19 protein-coding genes are annotated in these 17,280 nt (G+C 60.6%); 12 read left to right on the forward strand and 7 right to left on the reverse strand.

What is annotated here, in order from left to right; translation table 11 throughout:
- Positions 1-23 precede the first annotated feature (23 nt).
- Positions 24-908 carry a LysR family transcriptional regulator gene (locus tag HU727_RS02815; RefSeq protein WP_186528175.1) on the reverse strand — a complete coding sequence of 295 codons (885 nt, stop codon included), beginning with the start codon at positions 906-908 and terminating at the stop codon, positions 24-26.
- A 120-nt stretch (positions 909-1,028) separates the two neighbouring features.
- On the opposite strand from HU727_RS02815, the gene HU727_RS02820 reads away from it, so the two are divergent.
- On the forward strand, positions 1,029-1,898 hold the full coding sequence (locus HU727_RS02820; RefSeq protein WP_186528176.1) for an NmrA/HSCARG family protein: 870 nt from the start codon (positions 1,029-1,031) through the stop codon (positions 1,896-1,898).
- 73 nt (positions 1,899-1,971) lie between these two features.
- Here the strand turns inward: HU727_RS02820 and HU727_RS02825 are convergent, their stop codons facing one another.
- Positions 1,972-2,931 (reverse strand): EamA family transporter, encoded by a 960-nt coding sequence (locus tag HU727_RS02825; protein WP_186528177.1) that lies wholly within the window; start codon positions 2,929-2,931, stop codon positions 1,972-1,974.
- 234 nt (positions 2,932-3,165) lie between these two features.
- On the opposite strand from HU727_RS02825, the gene HU727_RS02830 reads away from it, so the two are divergent.
- From HU727_RS02830 to HU727_RS02845, 4 genes are all read left to right on the forward strand, one after another.
- Positions 3,166-3,468, forward strand: a complete 303-nt coding sequence (locus tag HU727_RS02830) for an ArsR/SmtB family transcription factor (RefSeq protein WP_186528178.1) — start codon at positions 3,166-3,168, stop codon at positions 3,466-3,468.
- 64 nt (positions 3,469-3,532) lie between these two features.
- Positions 3,533-4,507: a zinc-dependent alcohol dehydrogenase family protein gene (locus tag HU727_RS02835; protein WP_186528179.1), complete on the forward strand. Its 975-nt coding sequence runs from the start codon at positions 3,533-3,535 to the stop codon at positions 4,505-4,507.
- Between the two features lie 29 nt (positions 4,508-4,536).
- Entirely contained in the window at positions 4,537-4,878 is a 342-nt protein-coding gene (locus HU727_RS02840) for an antibiotic biosynthesis monooxygenase family protein (protein ID WP_186528180.1), read from the forward strand.
- A gap of 199 nt (positions 4,879-5,077) precedes the next feature.
- Positions 5,078-6,214 (forward strand): sensor histidine kinase, encoded by a 1,137-nt coding sequence (locus tag HU727_RS02845; RefSeq protein WP_186528181.1) that lies wholly within the window; start codon positions 5,078-5,080, stop codon positions 6,212-6,214.
- 48 nt (positions 6,215-6,262) lie between these two features.
- Here HU727_RS02845 and HU727_RS02850 read toward each other — a convergent pair whose 3' ends face one another.
- Positions 6,263-8,119: an ABC transporter ATP-binding protein gene (locus HU727_RS02850; protein WP_186528182.1), complete on the reverse strand. Its 1,857-nt coding sequence runs from the start codon at positions 8,117-8,119 to the stop codon at positions 6,263-6,265.
- 329 nt (positions 8,120-8,448) lie between these two features.
- Between HU727_RS02850 and HU727_RS02855 the strand changes: the two genes are divergently transcribed.
- The 3 genes from HU727_RS02855 to HU727_RS02865 are packed head-to-tail and all read left to right on the forward strand — an operon-like array spanning position 8,449 to position 10,333.
- Positions 8,449-9,096, forward strand: a complete 648-nt coding sequence (locus HU727_RS02855; RefSeq protein ID WP_186528183.1) for a hypothetical protein — start codon at positions 8,449-8,451, stop codon at positions 9,094-9,096.
- Positions 9,096-9,524, forward strand: coding sequence for a phage holin family protein (locus tag HU727_RS02860; RefSeq protein WP_186528184.1), 429 nt, complete (start codon positions 9,096-9,098; stop codon positions 9,522-9,524). Before HU727_RS02855 ends, HU727_RS02860 begins: the two co-directional genes overlap by 1 nt.
- Entirely contained in the window at positions 9,521-10,333 is an 813-nt protein-coding gene (locus HU727_RS02865) for a DUF3618 domain-containing protein (protein WP_186528185.1), read from the forward strand. The genes HU727_RS02860 and HU727_RS02865 overlap by 4 nt, the downstream gene beginning before the upstream one ends.
- Before the next feature lie 52 nt (positions 10,334-10,385).
- Here the strand turns inward: HU727_RS02865 and HU727_RS02870 are convergent, their stop codons facing one another.
- Positions 10,386-11,492 (reverse strand): M20/M25/M40 family metallo-hydrolase, encoded by a 1,107-nt coding sequence (locus tag HU727_RS02870; RefSeq protein ID WP_186528186.1) that lies wholly within the window; start codon positions 11,490-11,492, stop codon positions 10,386-10,388.
- A gap of 94 nt (positions 11,493-11,586) precedes the next feature.
- A complete protein-coding gene (locus HU727_RS02875; protein WP_186528187.1) occupies positions 11,587-12,480 on the reverse strand; it encodes a LysR family transcriptional regulator in 894 nt (297 codons plus the stop codon).
- 131 nt (positions 12,481-12,611) lie between these two features.
- On the opposite strand from HU727_RS02875, the gene HU727_RS02880 reads away from it, so the two are divergent.
- Positions 12,612-13,823 (forward strand): MFS transporter, encoded by a 1,212-nt coding sequence (locus HU727_RS02880; protein ID WP_186528188.1) that lies wholly within the window; start codon positions 12,612-12,614, stop codon positions 13,821-13,823.
- Position 13,824: 1 nt separating this feature from the next.
- On the opposite strand, the gene HU727_RS02885 is transcribed toward HU727_RS02880, so the two are convergent.
- On the reverse strand, positions 13,825-13,983 hold the full coding sequence (locus tag HU727_RS02885; protein WP_186528189.1) for a DUF2986 domain-containing protein: 159 nt from the start codon (positions 13,981-13,983) through the stop codon (positions 13,825-13,827).
- A gap of 128 nt (positions 13,984-14,111) precedes the next feature.
- On the opposite strand from HU727_RS02885, the gene HU727_RS02890 reads away from it, so the two are divergent.
- The 3 genes from HU727_RS02890 (at position 14,112) to HU727_RS02900 (ending at position 16,660) form a co-directional block, all read left to right on the forward strand.
- The gene (locus tag HU727_RS02890) at positions 14,112-14,612 is read left to right on the forward strand and encodes an anti-virulence regulator CigR family protein (RefSeq protein WP_186528190.1); all 501 of its coding nucleotides are present in this window, start codon (positions 14,112-14,114) and stop codon (positions 14,610-14,612) included.
- A 150-nt stretch (positions 14,613-14,762) separates the two neighbouring features.
- Positions 14,763-15,737 carry a quinone oxidoreductase family protein gene (locus HU727_RS02895; protein ID WP_186528191.1) on the forward strand — a complete coding sequence of 325 codons (975 nt, stop codon included), beginning with the start codon at positions 14,763-14,765 and terminating at the stop codon, positions 15,735-15,737.
- On the forward strand, positions 15,734-16,660 hold the full coding sequence (locus tag HU727_RS02900) for a LysR family transcriptional regulator (protein WP_186528192.1): 927 nt from the start codon (positions 15,734-15,736) through the stop codon (positions 16,658-16,660). Before HU727_RS02895 ends, HU727_RS02900 begins: the two co-directional genes overlap by 4 nt.
- 88 nt (positions 16,661-16,748) lie before the next feature.
- Here the strand turns inward: HU727_RS02900 and HU727_RS02905 are convergent, their stop codons facing one another.
- Positions 16,749-17,225, reverse strand: coding sequence for a PA2171 family ribosome-binding persister protein (locus HU727_RS02905; RefSeq protein WP_186528193.1), 477 nt, complete (start codon positions 17,223-17,225; stop codon positions 16,749-16,751).
- Positions 17,226-17,280: the final 55 nt, after the last annotated feature.

The following is a 17,280-nucleotide window of genomic DNA, read 5'->3' on the forward strand; positions in this document are numbered from 1 at the left end:
CTGAGTTGACTGCCGGTTGAACATCAACTGGGCGAGGCATTCAGCATGAGATCCTTGTCCGGGTAGCGTGCGCAAATGAAATCGACAAACGCACGCACCTTGGGTGCGGCAAGCCGACGGGACGTATGTAAAACCCAAAGCTCCGGCTCCACGCCCGAGACCGTGCCCCACTGCACCAATTCACCGCGAGCCAACGAGTTTCGGGCGATGGAACGGGGCAGCAGCGCAGCACCGGCGCCGGCGATGGCCGCGTCACGAATCATCAGGAACGAAGAGAAGCGCAGCGTGGGGATCGGCTCCAGAACCAGTTGCCCGTCATCAAGCCGCCACTGGGTCGGTTCGAAGCTCGGCATGACGATGGCGGCCACCGGGCTGACCGCCCCCGATGCCGGTTTAGGCCGGTCCGGCGCCGCCACGACAACCAGCCGATCCTTGGCGAAGCAGCGGCCCACCAGACTGCTGTCCGGGCTCGGGTTAACACGAATGGCGACGTCGAATTGTTCCTCGACCAGGTCAACGCGGCGATCCTCGGCCACGACCTCGAGTTCGATCTGCGGGTAGGCTGCGCAAAACTCGGCGCCAATCTGCCCCATCGCCAGTTGTGAAAACAATACAGGGGCGGCGATGCGCAGACGGCCGCGCGGCGTCGACAAACCCTCGCGTGCCGCCGTCAGCGCTTCGGCTACTTCGCTCAACGGCGTCTCGGTTCGCGACATCAGCAACTCGCCTGCTTCAGTCAACTTCAACCCGCGCGCACTGCGCTCTATCAGCCGCACGCCCAGTTGCTCCTCAAGATCGGTAATGCGCCGCGACAGCGTGGCCTTGGAAATACCACTTGCCCGGCTGGCCTTGCCCAGCCCTTCGTTCGTCGCGACCAACATGAAATCGATCAGGGCATTGAGGTTCATAACTGTTCCGTATTTGAAACAAAGTGTCTGCATTCTGGCGTCTCTGCTTTGTCCCTGCAACAGCCTATCTTCGCCTCATCGGGCCTCGATGCGAGGCTCCACGACTGCAGGAGATTCACCATGAGCATTCTCGTTATCGGCGCCACCGGCACCATCGGTTCACTCGTTACTCAAGGCCTTGCCAACGCGGGCGCCGAGGTCAAAGCCCTCGTGCGCCAGGCCGGCAAACGCGAATTTGCGGCGGGTGTCAGCGAAGTCGTCGCCGACCTTACCGACGTAGCGTCGATGCGCCAGGCTCTGGCGTCGGTACGCACGCTGTTTCTGCTCAACGCCGTCACGCCCGACGAAGTCACGCAAGCGCTGATCACCCTCAACCTCGCGCAAGAGGCCGGCATCGAACGCATCGTTTACCTGTCGGTGATCCACGCGGACAAATTCACCAACGTCCCGCACTTCACCGGCAAATACACCGTAGAGCGCATGATCGAAAGCCTCGACCTGCCCGCCACCATCCTGCGTCCCGCGTATTTCATGCAGAACGAACTGATGGTCCGGCAGACGATCCAGGATTACGGCGTCTACCCAATGCCGATCGGCTCGGCGGGCGTCGCGATGATCGACGCGCGCGACATCGCGGACGTGGCGGTGGCGCAATTGCTGCAGCGTGATCGGGCTCCTGCTGCGCAGGAACGTGTCACGCTGGAACTGGTTGGCCCGCAAGTCCTTACCGGGGAATCGGTGGCGAAAATCTGGAGTGCCGTGCTGGGGCGTGAAGTTGTCTATGGCGGCGATGATGTCGCCGCGTTTGAAGGGCAGTTGGCGGCGTATGGTCCAGCGTGGCTGGCGTATGACATGCGCCTGATGATGGCAGGGATTCAGCGGTACGGCATGCAAGCGGGGGCAGGGTCGGTCGAGCGGATCGAGGCGTTGATCGGGCATCCGTTGCGTCGGTATGAAGATTTTGTGAGAGAGGTTGTTGGGAAAAACTGAATCCCAAAAGGGGCGGGCAGAGCGGCGGTCGCTGCTCTGCGCGAACCTCTATTAAGAGCCCCCTGTCGCGTCCTCACCCCTCAGCTTTCGCCTCAACCTTCACCGCCGTTTTCCGATACGTGAGCAAGACAATCCCGCTCACGACAATCACCCCGCCGACGATCTGCCCTTTGCTGAGCATCTGGTCCAGCACAATCCAGCCCATCAGCAATGTCGCCAACGGCTCGATGTTCATCACCGGCGCATTGCGTGGCATGTCCAGTCGTGGCACGGAAATGAACAGCACGATAAAACCGGTGCCGTACAACACCACCAGCGTGGCGAGGGCAAGCCAGCCGGTTGAGGTGGCGGGCAGATCGAGTCCGCCGGGGAGGGCGCCGGTCAGTCCCGCCAGATTGACGCTGCTGAAGACAATGAAAATGGTCAACAGGCTGCGCACCGAGCCGCGTACCTGGGACAACTTGTGATCGGTGATCCACAGCGCGCAGGCGAATACGCTGGCGGCGCAGAAGGCGAGCGCGATGCCCAGCAGCCATTCCGGACCAACGCTGGCCGTGTCCGACAGGCGCCCGGGAACGTCCAGCACGAAGACCAACCCGATCAGAATCAAACCCATCAGCATGGCGGTGCGTGCGGTCGGTCTCGGACCGCCCAGCGCCCAGGTGAGCAAGGCGAGCAGGATGGGAAATACGTTCGCCACCAAGAGCGCAATCGCCACCGGGACACGTGCGACGGCGGAGTACAGACACAGGCTCTGCGCGGTGATCAGCAGGCCCAGCAACAATTGCCACCGCCACGCACCCGGTGGCAGACGCAGACTTTGCCTTTGCCACAGTACGAGAACGGCGAGCACCAGCAAGGTGCCGCCGGAACGCATCAAAATCGCCAGTAACACGCCCGCGCCGTCATCGAAAGCGACCCGCGCCGCCACATGGTTACCGGCGAAGGCACAACCCATGCACAACAGGATGATCACGGCGAGGTAGCGGGGGAAGGGCGGCGGAACGGTGGGTGCAAATTCAGGACGTGACATGGCAGATCTCAATAAGGGTAGCCACTCAGGATGGCTCAGGTTTTTATTATGTTGTCGTACAACTAGAGGATTTGTACCGTATTCCTCGGGACCGGGCAAGGTCGTCGGGCAGCTGGAGGCGTTTGTTTGGGGCTTTGTGACAGCTTCACCATCCCGTATAACGCGCAAGAGATCGTATGACTTAATAAATTAATTACGCATTGACATATCGCAAAATCTCGATATCCTGAGCGCATGGAACTGATCGAAATCTTCAAAGCCCTCTCGAACCCGACGCGCCTCAAGATCCTTGAAGGCCTGAAGGATCCCGTCAAGAACTTCCCCCCGCAGGACGAGGGTGACGTTTTCACGGAGGGCGTCTGCGTCAGCAGTATCCAGGAAGGTATCGGCCTGTCGCAGTCGACAGTGTCGGGCTATCTCGCCACGTTGCAGCGGGTGGGACTGGTTGAAGTGAGGCGCATCGGTCAATGGACCTACTACAAACGCAATGAAGCAGCGATCCGCGCGCTTGCCGAGGTCATAGGGAAAGAGCTGTAAATTTTTTTACCGCACAATATCTGGAATTCTCGATATCCCATTTTATCGATGCGAGGTTTTTACCATGAAAGCGATGATCCTGAAATCATTCGGCGGTCCTGATTCGTTCGAACTCAGCGACGTTCCCAAGCCCGTGCCGCAAGCGGGGCAAGTCCTTGTCCGGGTGCACGCCACTTCCGTCAATCCGTTGGATTACCAGGTCCGGCGCGGTGACTATCCCGACCTCGTGCCGCTTCCAGCCATTACCGGCCATGATGTCTCAGGCGTTGTCGAAGCCATCGGGCCGGGCGTCACAGCCTTCGCTCCCGGAGATGAGGTCTGGTACACCCCGCAGATATTCGACGGGCAGGGCAGTTACGCCGAATACCACGTGGCTGCCGAAAGCATCATCGCCAGGAAACCTGCCTCGCTGAGCCATCTAGAGGCAGCCAGTCTGAGCCTGGTGGGCGGGACGGTGTGGGAAGCACTGATCGTGCGAGCGGCGCTCAGAGTGGGGGAAAGCATTCTGATCCACGGTGGCGCAGGCGGTGTCGGCCATGTGGCGATCCAGTTGGCAAAAGCCATGGGTGCCAGAGTGTTCACGACCGTGCGCGAGGCCAACGCTGAGTTCGCCCGGAGCATGGGCGCCGACGTGGTCATCGATTACACCCAGGAGGATTACGTCGAAGCTGTTCTGCGGGAAACCGCTGGCCACGGCGTCGATGTCGTGTTCGACACCATCGGCGGCGATACCCTGGCACGCAGCCCCGACGCGCTCGCTCAGCTTGGTCGCGTGGTTTCCATCGTAGACATCGCGCAGCCCCAAAACCTCGTTCAAGCCTGGGGCAAGAACGCGAGTTATCACTTCGTCTTCACCCGCCAGAATCGCGGCAAGCTCGATGAGTTGAGCGCATTGGTGGAGCGCGGTCAGTTGCGCCCGCACGTTGGCGCCGTCTATTCCCTCGCTGACATCTCGCTCGCCCACGCCCGGCTGGAAAGTGCGAACAACGGCCTGACAGGAAAAATTGCCATCGCGGTCGAGCCTTCGCTCATTGCCTGAACGCGTTCACATCATTTGGGAGAAACGTCATGGTTTACGAGATTGCAGTACTGCCCGTTCACCCGGAACACACTGAGGCCTTCAAACGCGCCTTTGCCGAAGTCGAACCGTTGCTGACCCGCGCCAAGGGGTACGGCGGCCATTTGCTTTCGCAGGGCATCGAAACCCCCGAGCGATTCAACCTGATTGTACGATGGCGGTCACTTGAGGATCACTCGCCGGGGTTTGAGGAGAGCGAAGATCACCAGCGCTTCATGCTGGGGCTGGAGGATTATTTTTCGGCAGAACCGAGCGTCTACCACATTGAGGGTGGCGCTTTTCCGGGGGGCGATTTGGGTGTTCCGGATAGCAGCGCAAGCGTAGGTATCTAAGGGCTTTGTGGCTTTTCGTCACAAGCGGCCGTTTTCTGGCCGGGCAGTGCTTGTGACGAATCGCCATCCAGCGTAAGCGTTGCGCTTTGATGTTACGCTGCACCCCGTCAGCCGTACCCTCTGTACCCTGAATTTCCCTATTCCTGTCCGCGCGGGTTCGCCTGCCTGCGTTTATAGACTTCCCTCCTGGATTACAGACATGCGCCTGTCAGATTTCATTCTTGAGAACCTTGAGCCGATTCTGCAGGCCTGGGAAGATTTTGCCCGAACCATCGAAACACCGGGCGCGGAGCTCGACAGCACTGCATTGCGAGATCATGCCGAGCAAATGCTGCAAGCGATCGTCCTTGACCTGCGAACCCGGCAGACGAGCCGCGAGCAAGTGGCCAAGGCCCAGGGCCAGGCACCGCGCGACGACGAGGAGACCGCCGCAGAAACCCATGCCGTGACGCGGCTGATGGCGGGTTTCACCATTGATCAGATGGTATCCGAGTATCGGGCGCTGCGAACCAGTGTGCTGAGCCAGTGGATGCGGCAAATCAAGGATGGCAAGTCAGTGAACGTCGATGACATGACGCGGTTTCATGAGGCCATCGATCAGGCGCTGGCGGAGTCGATTGCCAGCTATTCGCGCGCGGTTGAGGCTTCACGAAACGTGTTTCTGGGGATTCTTGGCCACGACCTGCGCACGCCGCTGGGGGCGATCATGCTCGGTGCCGACAGGTTGCGCCGCACGGAGACCGCCGACGCCCGCACGAGCAAAGTGGCCCAGCAGATCTACAGCAGCGTTCAGCGAGCCAGCCAGATTGTTGGCGACTTGCTTGATCTGACCCGTTGCCAGATGGGACCGGGCATACCGGTGAGAAAAGCCCGGATTGATCTCTCCCCTTTGTGCGAGCGGGTTGTCGAGGAACTTCGCGCCTTTCATCCGCAGGCCAACGTTCTGTTCGACGCGAAAGATCCTGTCATGGGCGCGTTCGATGGCGCCAGGATGGAACAGGTTTTCTCCAACATCATCAGCAACGCGGTGACTCATGGGGACAACCAGTTTCCGGTCACGGTCGAGTTGGAGGTTTCGCAAGATTGCGCAGTCTTCTCGGTGCACAACGGCGGGGAGCCGATCCCGGAAGACGTACTGCCGTTCATTTTCAACCCGATGGGGCGTTTCTCTCAGCGCTCGGTGATTGATCACGGGCCTGTGGCGGGGCTGGGGCTGGGCCTTTTCATCGCCTCGGAAATCGTCGCCTCGCATGCAGGCTCGATCGATGTCAGCTCTGATCCGCAAGGCGGAACCGTGTTTCGCGTCACGCTGCCGGTTGGGCCTGCCAGCCATTAGCCGAATCCATGAAGGGTCGAGGCGCCCGCTCTCGACCCTTCATTCGCGTTACTCCTCCATCACCTCGACCAATCCCCGATCTTCACCCAGGAACCCGCCGCTCTGGTGCTGCCACAGCCGCGCATAAGTGCCGTTTTTTTCCAGCAGTTGCGCGTGGGTGCCTTGCTCGATGATGCGTCCTTCGTCCATGACGATCAGCCGATCCATCGCTGCAATCGTCGACAAGCGATGGGCGATGGCGATCACCGTCTTGCCTTGCATCATCTCATCGAGACTTTCCTGGATCGCCACTTCGACTTCGGAGTCCAGCGCACTGGTGGCCTCGTCGAGCAGCAGAATCGGCGCGTTCTTGAGCATCACTCGGGCGATGGCGATGCGTTGGCGCTGGCCACCCGAGAGTTTGATGCCGCGCTCGCCGACCAATGTGTCGTAGCCGTTGTGGCCTTGCTTGTCGCTTAACTGGCTGATGAAGCCGTCGGCCTGAGCGTTCACCGCTGCGCGGCGGATTTCTTCGTCCGTGGCGTCGGGGCGACCGTAGGCAATGTTGTCGCGGATGGAACGGTGCAGCAGCGAGGTGTCTTGCGTGACCATGCCGATCGCGCTGCGCAGGCTGTCTTGCGTTACCTGCGCAATGTTTTGCCCATCGATGCGAATCTCGCCGCGATCGACATCGTAGAAGCGCAGCAGCAAGTTGATCAGCGTCGATTTGCCTGCACCGGAACGGCCGACCAGGCCGATTTTTTCGCCCGGGCGAATGTGCAGGCTCAAGGCGTCGAGCACTTGCCGTTCACCGTTGTAGTTGAAGCTGACATTGTCGAAGACCACTTCACCGCCGGCAGGCTGCAGCACCTTGGCATCCGGCGCGTCCTGCACTTTCGGGCCGCTGGTGAGCGTGGCCATGCCGTCCTGCACGGTACCGATGTTCTCGAACAGCGAGGTCATTTGCCACATGATCCAGTGCGACATGCCATTGATGCGCAACGCCATGGCGGTGATCGCCGCGACAGCGCCGGTGCCGACCTCGCCCTGGTGCCACAACCATAGCGCGTAGCCGCCGGCACCCATGATCAACGCGACCACCAGCGCCTGATTGACGATCTCGAACTGGCTGACCAGCCGCATCTGGCGGAACCCGGTGAGCTTGAAATCTTCCATCGCCGCACGGGCAAAGTGTGCTTCACGCTTGGAGTGCGAAAACAGTTTGACCGTGGTGATGTTGGTATAGGCGTCAGCAATTCGCCCCGTCATCGATGAGCGCGCGTCAGCCTGTTCCTGGCCGACCTTGCCCAGGCGCGGCACGAAATACACCATCGCAAGGCCAAACAGCACGATCCAGGCGAGGAACGGCAGCATCAGCTTCAGAGCGAAGCCGCCGGCCAGTGCAATGATCGCAATGAAGTAAACGCCGATGCCGGGCAGGATCTCGATGAGTGTGAACAGCACCTCGCGCACCGACAATGCGGTCTGCATGACTTTGGTCGTGACGCGGCCCGAGAACTCGTCGGAAAAAAACGACAGGCTTTGCCGCAGCATCAGCCGGTGGAAGTCCCAACGCAGGCGCAACGGCAGATTGATTGCCAGAATCTGGTGCTGGACCATCGTGCGCAGTGCGATCAGGCCGATGCTGACCACCAGCACGATGCCGATTCCCCATAGCACGCGGGTTTCCTCACCACTGGCGGCGCCTCCGGATTGCCAGGTCGAGAGCAAATCGACGACTTGCCCGAGGAAGGAAAACAGCCAGGCTTCGTAGATCGACACGCTGGCGCTGAGCAGGGCGAAGGCGAGGATGTAACCGCGAGCTCCCCGGGTGCAGGCCCACAGAAAACGCATCAGGCCGACGGGCGGTGGCGGCGCTTCGTCGGGCGGGAAGGGGTCGAGCCTTTCTTCAAACAGGCGAAGCATTGCGGTCTCCGAAATGATCAAGTGAGAGGATTCTGCCATTTAACGGCGGTGTTTAGGGTTTAGCCGCCATCTTGACCAACAAACTTTGTGTCTTGTCTTGACCTCAGGCAGGCGCAGAAGCTCCAGAAAAAATCCTGCAAGCGCAGTGGCTGATGGGTTTGGGCGGCGGATTGTCGGGCAGTCTTTTGTCGATGATCCTTCCCTGTCATCGCTCGCTCATCAACCTCTTTGAACTCTCGCGCAAGCTGCCCCGTCACTTTCTATGTGGGGGCTCTTGGCATTGTTGCCGTGTAGTCCTTTTTCCGTTTTCACTGAAGGCGAGGGGCCACATGAATACTTCAGACAGCAGGACAGGCTTTGAATCAGGCGATCCGAACAGCAAGCCTGGGCAGGGTTTTGAACATTTAAAGGATGACGTCAACGAAGCGCTCGGCGGTGCACGGCAACATGCCGATGCGCAATTCGGTCAGTATCGGGACACCGCCGCCGAACAGATCGAAGCACTGGCGCAAGGCGCGAAAAGCTTTGTTTCGGAACTGCAGGACAAGGACTCCCTGGGCATGTCCGACTACCTCACCGACATGGCTGATTCCATGACCGGGCTGGCGGGCAACCTGCGCGGCAAGAGTGCCGAACAGCTGCTGCACGACGCAGCGGATCTGGCGCGCAACAACCCGGGTTTATTCATTGCCGGCAGTATTGCCATCGGTTTCGGTCTGTCGCGGTTTCTCAAATCGGGCACGGCTGCGGCAGCGACCGTCAGCGCCGAAGACGATCCGGCGACCGGAACTTCGACGCCACCGCCAGGCGGTTATGGCGCCCAGCGGCCTTATGAATCGTCGACGGCCTCTGCAACTGATCCCAATCCGGGACTTGCCACGGGAGTCACCCCGACGTCGCCCAGCGAGCAGGATCATCCCGCCGATTTCGCGGCAGCTTCCGTACCCCATGCACCCGACGCCAAAGGAGAACTGTGATGAACAGAGACGAATCTGACCTGAGCGGGGCAACGCCCCACAGCCAACCGGATGACGCATCGGTGGTCGGCCTGTTACGGCAACTGTCCCGGGAAGTGCCAGCGTTATTCACCAAAGAGCTGGCGTTGGTCAAAGCCGAATTGCAGAACAGCCTCAACACGCTCAAGGCCGGTATCGCCGCCGTCGCCGGGGGTGCGATTGTCTTGCTTGCAGGCTTCATCATCTTGCTGATGTCGGCAGTCTACGGTTTGAGCCTGTTCATGGCGCCATGGCTGGCGGCATTGATCGTCGGTGTGGTGGTGATGATCATTGGTTTCGCCATGCTGCAGTCCGGGAAGAAACAATTCGAGCCGTCTCACTTCAAACCTGATCGCACCCTCGACGCCTTGAACAAGGATCAGGAAGCGCTGCGGAGGAAAGTCTCATGAAAAGCGAACTGGATATCGAAGCTCAGAAAAACCCGGAGCAGATCGAACGCGAAATCGATGCGCAGCGCGCCAGCATCGGCAACATCGTCGATCAACTGGAAAGCAAATTCACCCCCGGCCAGATGATCGATCAGGCCTGGGGCATGATGCAGAACAACGGCTCGGCGTTCTTCACCAACCTGGGCACCAGCGTGCGCAATAATCCGGTGCCTGCGGTGCTGACGTCAGTGGGCCTGCTCTGGCTGATGATGAGCCAGAACCGTCCGCCGGTTCCGCAACCGACGTATCGCAGTGGGCCGGATCAGGACAAGGCTGGTGAGTGGGCTGATGGTTTGGCCGACGGCCTAGACAGTGCGCGCGCGCACTTGCACACGACCACTGACACGCTGAAGGGCGGCTATCAATCGATCAAGGGCAAGGCCAGCCACCTCGGTGAAAACGTCGGCGCGGCTAAGGAAAACTTTACCCACGCGATGCATGGCGCCGGTGACCGGCTGTCACGCAATTCTCAGGCGCTGGGGCAGCAATTCAGCCACCTGCTCAAGGAGCAACCGCTAATGGTGGCTGCTGCCGGCGTCGCGCTGGGCGCCTTGCTTGGCGCGGCGTTCCCGACGACGTCTACCGAGCAACGCTACATGGGGCGAACCAGCGCCGGCATGGTCGACAAAGCCAAACAGAAAGCCCAGCAAGGTTACGAAACGGTGCGCGATACGGTGACCAGAACCACCGAGCAAACCGAAGTGGAGACCAAGCCGGATGCGGCGCGACCATCGTCTTCGGATCTCTCCCAGGGTCTGGGCACTTCCTGACGGTGAACGGAAGGGGAGGCCTGCAACGGGCCTCCCCTGATGTTTGCGGTGACTAGGTCGCTGCCTCGGTTCGCAAGCCTTTCAGATACTCCACCAACGTCGCGGCGCACGCTTCAATCGCGCCATCGACCACCAGCTCATAACCATGGGTGTTTTCCGTCGGGATCGCCACGCACCCTGCCTGTGCGCTGATGCCTGAACTCATCACAGCGCTGGCATCAGACGCGAAATCCACCAGCAGGGCGAACTGCGGATTGAAACCGCAACGTTTGGCGGCATCGGCAAGGGCCGCCACCACGCCGCGCGAGTAATAACCTTTTTGGTCGCCGGTATCGATGATTGGATCGACGCTCAGTCGAGTGGCGTATTCGCTCATAACCGGCCCGACTTCCACGGCGATCGTGGTGTCGCCGGGCAAATGCGCAGCGGCGTACATTGCGCCGGCGTTGCTTTCTTCTTCGAGCGTGGTGAAGACGAAGTAGGTGTCATGCTTCAATTGGATCTGGCTGTGCTTCAACTGCTCGGCGGCCTGGAGCATGGCGACTACCGGTGCGCGGTCATCGAGAAAATGCGCGGCGATGGCATCGCCCACCCGGAACGGCGTACGCCAGTGCTGGCTGAGCACAACGCGAGTGCCGGGACGCACGCCCATGTTTTGCAACGTTTGCTGATCCTGGCGAGTGATGACGTGCACGTCTTTCCACTCCAGTGCGCCGCTCATCACATCCTTGCCCTGCGGCGAGCCTGTCGTTGCGTGCATCGACCCGAACGAGAGCACGCCGGGCAGGGTTTGCGTGTCGCCGAGAATATCCACCGGGCAGACGCCGAAATTCACCGGGTTTGCGCCGCCGAGGGCAACCACGCGCAGTGTCCCGTCCGGCTCGACGCGTTTGACCACCATCGCGATTTCATCCATGTGGCCCATGATGCGCACGGCATGCTTGCCATCCGGGTCCGTTTGCCGGCCCTTGAGCAGGCCGATGACGTTGCCGGCCGGATCGGTCCAGACTTCATCGCAATGGCGCTGCAGTTCTTCCAGGCAGATCGCCCGAACCTCGTCCTCCTGTCCACCGGGGCCGCGCGCCATGAGCAAACGGCTCAACAGCGTTTGGGTGGATTCCTGTGAGTTGCGCTGCGAAGGCGCCTGATTATCCGACATGCGTGCTGACCTCCCTTGCCTCGGCGGACGTGTATCGACCGCTCAGGATTTTAGGGGGCAGATCGGCAGGAAAATTCAGAACGGATTCGTGAAGTCAGCCTCTGTACTTCAACGCCTCGACAAACGCCGCAAACGCCGCCGAGCCCTGACGCCTGTTGGGGTAATACAAGTGATAACCCTGAAACGTCGGGCACCAGTCAGCCAGCACTTCCACCAATTGCCCGTCCGCCAGATACGGCGCGACCAGTTGCTCGGGCACATAAGCCAGACCGATGCCATCCACGGCGGCGTTGAGCACATGCATGATGCTGTTGAACACCAGTTGCCCTTCGACCTTGACGGTGAAGTCTTGACCCTGGTGGGCAAACTCCCAGGCGTAAATCGCGCCGGCGGGTTTGTGGCGGATATTGATGCAGGTGTGCTCCATCAACTGATGAGGCGTGGCGGGCGCCGGGTGGCGGTCGAAGTAGTCGGGCGAGCCGACCACGGCCAGACGCCAGTCCGGGCCGATGCGCACGGCGATCATGTCTTTGCTGATCGATTCGCCCAGACGAATGCCGGCGTCGAAGCGCTCCTTGACCACGTTGGTGAATCCATAGTCGACGTAGAACTCCAGAGTGATGTCCGGATAGTCCTTCAAGAAACTTGTGAGCATCGGGCGAATGCACAGCTCGATCTGATCGTCTGTGCAGGAAATCCGGATCGTGCCGCTGGGCTTGTCGCGCAGCTCGCCGAGGGCTTCAAGCTCGGCAGTGATCTGCTCGAACAGCGGCGCAATCGAATGTATCAAGCGCTCGCCTGCTTCGGTTGGCGAGACGTTGCGCGTGGTGCGGGCGAGCAGACGAATGCCCAGACGCTGCTCCAACGCACGCACCGTATGGCTCAGCGCAGAAGGCGTGACGCCCAGGCGGGCGGCGGCCTTGGTGAAGCTCTGATCCTGCGCCACGGCCAGAAAGGCCTGGAGATCGTTGACTTTGGCGTTGCTCATTGCTGAATTTTTCTCAAAAGCACATGAAGATTACCGCTACTAATCAAGTTAAGCGCAATCCGTCAAGCTTTGCAGCCTGAGTAGCGAGGCATAAATGCCTCGACCCATTCTTCTCCAAAACAGGTTTTTGCATGACGGCCCAAGTAATCGACAATCCGACAACCCGGTCTCCGGGCGTTGCCGCAGCCGGCGACCAACCCGCGTGCTGGAGCGGCGTGTTCGCGATGACCTTGTGTGTCTTCGCGCTGATCGCTTCGGAATTCATGCCCGTCAGTCTGCTCACGCCGATGGCGACGGACCTGCACATCAGCGAAGGCCTTGCGGGTTACGGCATCGCCATTTCCGGTGCCTTCGCGGTGCTGACCAGCCTGACGATGGCAAGACTCGCTGGGTCAATGGATCGCAAAAAGCTGTTGCTGTTGTTGACCGCAATGATGTGCGCGTCCGGTCTGGTGGTCGGCCTCGCACCCAACTACACCGTGTACATGATCGGCCGCGCGTTGATCGGCGTGGTGATCGGCGGTTTCTGGTCGATGTCGGCTGCGCTGGCCATGCGTCTGGTGCCGTCGGCGAGCGTGCCCAAGGCCTTGGCCATCTTCAATGGCGGTAACGCGTTGGCCACCGTAGTGGCGGCGCCGTTGGGCAGTTATCTGGGCAGTGTCATCGGTTGGCGCGGAGCGTTTTTCTGCCTGATCCCGGTGGCGCTCATTGCGCTGGTCTGGCAGTGGATCAGCTTGCCCGCGTTGCCCGCCGCGCCGCGCAAGGCCAGCGCCGGCAATGTCTTTGCGTTGTTCAAAAGCCGCCGCGTGGCGCTCGGCATGTTCAGCGCCGGCCTGTTCTTCATGGGCCAGTTTGTCCTGTTCACCTACCTGCGGCCGTATCTGGAAAACGTAACCCGGGTCGATGTTTCCGTGTTGTCGATGATTTTGCTGACCATTGGCGTGGCCGGATTTATCGGCACCGTAATCATCGGCTCTGTGCTTGAGAAAGGCCTGTACCGCGTGGTGATCGCAATCCCGCTGTTGATGGCGGTGATCGCGGTGGCGCTGATCGGGCTGGGCAGCTCCGTGATCGCAGCGTTCGTGTTGCTGGGCCTGTGGGGCCTGATCGCGACGGCGGCGCCGGTGGGCTGGTGGTCGTGGCTGGCGCGCACGCTGCCTGACGATGCAGAAGCGGGCGGCGGGCTGATGGTGGCGGTGGTGCAGTTGTCGATTGCCTCGGGATCTACCGTTGGCGGCCTGCTGTTCGACGGCAGCGGCTATCGACTGACCTTTTTCGCCAGCGCGGCGTTGCTGGTGCTGGCGGCGCTGATGACCTGGCTGACGTCGCGGCAAAAAGCCTGATTCAGCTTTCAGCGTTCTCAAGGGATGTCTGTGCGGCTTCGGCTTCCAGCTTCAGGCGATCGGCTTTGCAAATGTATTTGGGCTTTTTCGGCGCGAGTTTGGCGTTGGCCTTTTTGGCTTTTTCCTTGAACAGCTGCTGCAATTTCTTTTGACGATTCATGGTTTTTTCGATCGGGGTGGAGAGGGTGGGAATCCTGACGCAAGGCCGAGTGGTCAGCAAGAAGAAATCCACTAAGCTGAGCACAATGCTCCAGACTCTGGAGCACCGCCGAACCGAAGGAACCGCATATGAAAAAAGCTCGCACATTGATTGCCGCAGTGTCCTGCCTCGCGCTGGTGATAGGCAGCACGACGGCGCTGGCCGACCCGGGCAATGGCAAGGGCCAGGGAGGTCAAGGAGGCCAAGGCAACGGCAAAGGCAAACCGCAGAATATGCAGGATCACGGCAAGCAAGGCGGCGGCGGCCAAGGGAATGGCACCAAAGGCCAGCAATCCTCCGGTCAACGCGGCGGAGGTCCAAGCGTCGACCGCAGCAACATCCTGGGCATTATCGGCGGCTATCGAGGGGAATACTGGAACCCGGGGCCGCCGCTGCCGCCGGGCATCCAAAAGAACCTCGCGCGCGGCAAACCGCTGCCGCCCGGCATTGCCAAGAAGCTGGACGGGCGACTGCTCGGCCACTTGCCTCGCTATGACGGCTACGAATGGCAGCAGGTGGGTACCGACCTGATCCTCGTCGCCCTGGCGACCGGGCTGATTTACGAAGTGCTCAACGGCGCGTTTGATTAGCGTCTATGGAGGAGCGGCGAGGGTGCCGCTCCTTTTTTATGCGATATAACTGCACAACGTGCAGCAATGAACTGCATTCAGCCTGGCTTGTTCGTCGCAACCTCAGCTTTCACACTCAGCTCAACGGTTAACGACTGAACGGAGATGAGCATGGTCAACGCAATTCGCTTCACCGAAACGGGCGGCCCTGACGTCCTGCAACTGCACGCTGTAAGCGAGCAAACGCCAGGGCCTGGCGAGGTCTGGCTGGAACAACAGGCGGTGGGCGTGAATTACCTCGACGTCACTCAGCGCAAAGGCGCCGTGCCGGTGGCATTGCCGTCGGGCCTTGGCCTGGAAGGCGCCGGCCGGGTCGCCGCGGTCGGCGCCGGTGTGAGTAATGTGCGCGTGGGCGATCGAGTCGCTTATGCCGCTGGCCCCTTGGGCGGCTACGCGTCGGCGCGGCTGTTTCCAGCGGAGCGCCTGGTGAAGATACCCGAGACGCTGTCGTTCGAAGACGCGGCGGCCGTGTTGTTCAAGGGCATTACGGCGCAGTATCTGTTGAAAGCCACGTACCCAGTCGGACCGGCCACAACGATGCTGCTGTATGGCGTTGCGGGCGGTCTGGGTGAAATCATGGTGCCGTGGGCCAAACACCTTGGCGCGACGGTAATCGGTGTGGTGTCCCGGCAAGCGAGCGTCGAAAAGGCCCGGGCTTCGGGTTGTGATGAGGTGTTGGTGTTCGATGCCCAAACCCTTGCCGCCGACGTGATCCGCATCACCGACGGCCGCAAGGTCGACGTGGTGTATGACCCGATCGGCCGCGTGTCTTTTCAGGCGTCGCTGGACAGCTTGCGCCCACGGGGATTGATGGTTTCGTTCGGCGCTCAGACCGGCGCGCCGGCAGCGGTTGAGCTGGCAACGCTGAATGCCAAGGGCTCGCTGTTTCTGACCCGCCCGTCGTTGGCCGCACATACCGCCACCACCGCTGAATACCAGGAACGTGCGCACGATGTGTTGGCCGCCGTTGCAGCCGGTATCATCACCCCGCAGATCCGGGCACGCTATCCACTGGCCGATGCGGCGCGTGCGCACGCCGATCTGGAGACGGGTCGATCATCAGGGGCAATCATTTTAAAGCCATGAATCTGGATGTTTTGAGCAATTCCCATAGCGATGAGATCGCTGCCTTTCTGGCCGTCGCGGCGCAAGGCTCGTTTGTCGCGGCGGGCCGAATGCTGCAGCGTCACCCGACCATCGTTTCCAAGCGCCTCGCCGCGATGGAGAAGCGTCTTGGCGTGCGCCTGGTCGAGCGGTCGACCCGGCACGTGCGCATCACCGAAGTCGGCGTCAAGCTCGAACAACGCCTGCGCGCTGCCGTCGAACTGATGAACGAGGCACAGCAACAAGCGCTGCAAGGTGCGAGCGAAGTGCGCGGCACCTTGCGCCTGGCTCTGCCGGCAGCGATGGGGCGGTTGTGGCTGGGGCCGATGTTGCCGGAATTTCTCAAGGCGTATCCGCACGTCTCGGTGATTGCCGATTACAGCGAAGGCCTGGTTGACATCATCGAGCAGGGTTTCGACGCCGCCATCCGTATCGGTGAGCTGAACGACAATCGGCTGATCGCCAAAAAGCTCAGCGACCATCAACGAATTCTCTGCGCGTCGCCGGCATACATCGAGGCGCACGGCATGCCGCAAACACCGCAGGATCTGCTGCAGCACAACTGCCTGCGCTTCAGCGGGCTGGCGTCTTTCCCGCTGTGGCGGCTGCATTGCGGCAATGAGCTGCAGACCATTACGCCGCAAGGCAACCTGACCGCCAGCGACAGTGAATCCCTGCTGGCAGCGGCCCGTGCCGACGCCGGTATTCTCGGCGCCGGCGACTGGCTGATGAGCCGCGACCTGGCGGCGGGAACGCTGGTGCGAGTGTTGCCTGACTGGCATCTGGATACCGCAGGCGGCGTCTACCTGGTCAGGCCGTCATCGCGGTTTCCGGCGGCGGCTGTGGTGGCGTTCAAGCAGTGGATCGAAGCGAAATTCAATCCGCTACCACCGTGGGCTATCTGATCACAACCAGTATTCAGCGCCGCCCTGTAGGAGTGCCGGCCATAAAAAAACCCGGCATCGCTGCCGGGCCTTTGGCGTCATCCGTTCTTTACGCGGCGATGTTGTTGGCCGCCATTTCCTTTTTGTGGCTCGCCTTCATGGCCTCCATCTGCGCGCCCAGTTCCTCTAGCCTGGCCTTGCCCAGTAGCTTTTTCGCTTTGGGGAACATTTCCTGTTCCTCCTCTTCGATGTGATGCTCGAGCAGCTCCTTGACCACTTTGACCCGACCGGCGAATTCTGGTGTGCCCGGATCCGTCTCTTTCAAATCAGGCAGTACCAACGAATCCACGGTGCGGTGTTCTTCCTTGGCTTCGTAGTACATGACGTCCTCTTCCTTGCTACCGGCTTCCTTGAAAGCGGGGTAGAGGATCTCTTCTTCGAGGCGGGTATGAAGGGTGATTTCCATTTCCAGTTTGCCCAGCAACTCGACGCGCTTTTTCAGCGCGCGGTCGGTGGATTCGCTCAGTTGGCTGAGGATGGCTTTTACTTTTTCATGGTCGGCTTTGAGAAGGTCGATGGCATTCATTTTTTGAGGCCTCTGCTTTTCACGGATTGAACACAGCGTTCTTTTATCTGCGCTG

This window comes from Pseudomonas khorasanensis (genome assembly GCF_014268505.2).
Classification (GTDB): Bacteria; Pseudomonadota; Gammaproteobacteria; order Pseudomonadales; family Pseudomonadaceae; genus Aquipseudomonas; species Aquipseudomonas khorasanensis.

Excerpts from the sequence above, each read along its gene's own strand:
- HU727_RS02815 (WP_186528175.1), bottom strand. The coding sequence starts at position 908 with ATGAACCTCAATGCCCTGATCGATTTCATGTTGGTCGCGACGAACGAA.
- HU727_RS02820 (WP_186528176.1), top strand. The coding sequence starts at position 1,029 with ATGAGCATTCTCGTTATCGGCGCCACCGGCACCATCGGTTCACTCGTT.
- HU727_RS02825 (WP_186528177.1), bottom strand. The coding sequence starts at position 2,931 with ATGTCACGTCCTGAATTTGCACCCACCGTTCCGCCGCCCTTCCCCCGC.
- HU727_RS02830 (WP_186528178.1), top strand. The coding sequence starts at position 3,166 with ATGGAACTGATCGAAATCTTCAAAGCCCTCTCGAACCCGACGCGCCTC.
- HU727_RS02835 (WP_186528179.1), top strand. The coding sequence starts at position 3,533 with ATGAAAGCGATGATCCTGAAATCATTCGGCGGTCCTGATTCGTTCGAA.
- HU727_RS02840 (WP_186528180.1), top strand. The coding sequence starts at position 4,537 with ATGGTTTACGAGATTGCAGTACTGCCCGTTCACCCGGAACACACTGAG.
- HU727_RS02845 (WP_186528181.1), top strand. The coding sequence starts at position 5,078 with ATGCGCCTGTCAGATTTCATTCTTGAGAACCTTGAGCCGATTCTGCAG.
- HU727_RS02850 (WP_186528182.1), bottom strand. The coding sequence starts at position 8,119 with ATGCTTCGCCTGTTTGAAGAAAGGCTCGACCCCTTCCCGCCCGACGAA.
- HU727_RS02855 (WP_186528183.1), top strand. The coding sequence starts at position 8,449 with ATGAATACTTCAGACAGCAGGACAGGCTTTGAATCAGGCGATCCGAAC.
- HU727_RS02860 (WP_186528184.1), top strand. The coding sequence starts at position 9,096 with ATGAACAGAGACGAATCTGACCTGAGCGGGGCAACGCCCCACAGCCAA.
- HU727_RS02865 (WP_186528185.1), top strand. The coding sequence starts at position 9,521 with ATGAAAAGCGAACTGGATATCGAAGCTCAGAAAAACCCGGAGCAGATC.
- HU727_RS02870 (WP_186528186.1), bottom strand. The coding sequence starts at position 11,492 with ATGTCGGATAATCAGGCGCCTTCGCAGCGCAACTCACAGGAATCCACC.
- HU727_RS02875 (WP_186528187.1), bottom strand. The coding sequence starts at position 12,480 with ATGAGCAACGCCAAAGTCAACGATCTCCAGGCCTTTCTGGCCGTGGCG.
- HU727_RS02880 (WP_186528188.1), top strand. The coding sequence starts at position 12,612 with ATGACGGCCCAAGTAATCGACAATCCGACAACCCGGTCTCCGGGCGTT.
- HU727_RS02885 (WP_186528189.1), bottom strand. The coding sequence starts at position 13,983 with ATGAATCGTCAAAAGAAATTGCAGCAGCTGTTCAAGGAAAAAGCCAAA.
- HU727_RS02890 (WP_186528190.1), top strand. The coding sequence starts at position 14,112 with ATGAAAAAAGCTCGCACATTGATTGCCGCAGTGTCCTGCCTCGCGCTG.
- HU727_RS02895 (WP_186528191.1), top strand. The coding sequence starts at position 14,763 with ATGGTCAACGCAATTCGCTTCACCGAAACGGGCGGCCCTGACGTCCTG.
- HU727_RS02900 (WP_186528192.1), top strand. The coding sequence starts at position 15,734 with ATGAATCTGGATGTTTTGAGCAATTCCCATAGCGATGAGATCGCTGCC.
- HU727_RS02905 (WP_186528193.1), bottom strand. The coding sequence starts at position 17,225 with ATGAATGCCATCGACCTTCTCAAAGCCGACCATGAAAAAGTAAAAGCC.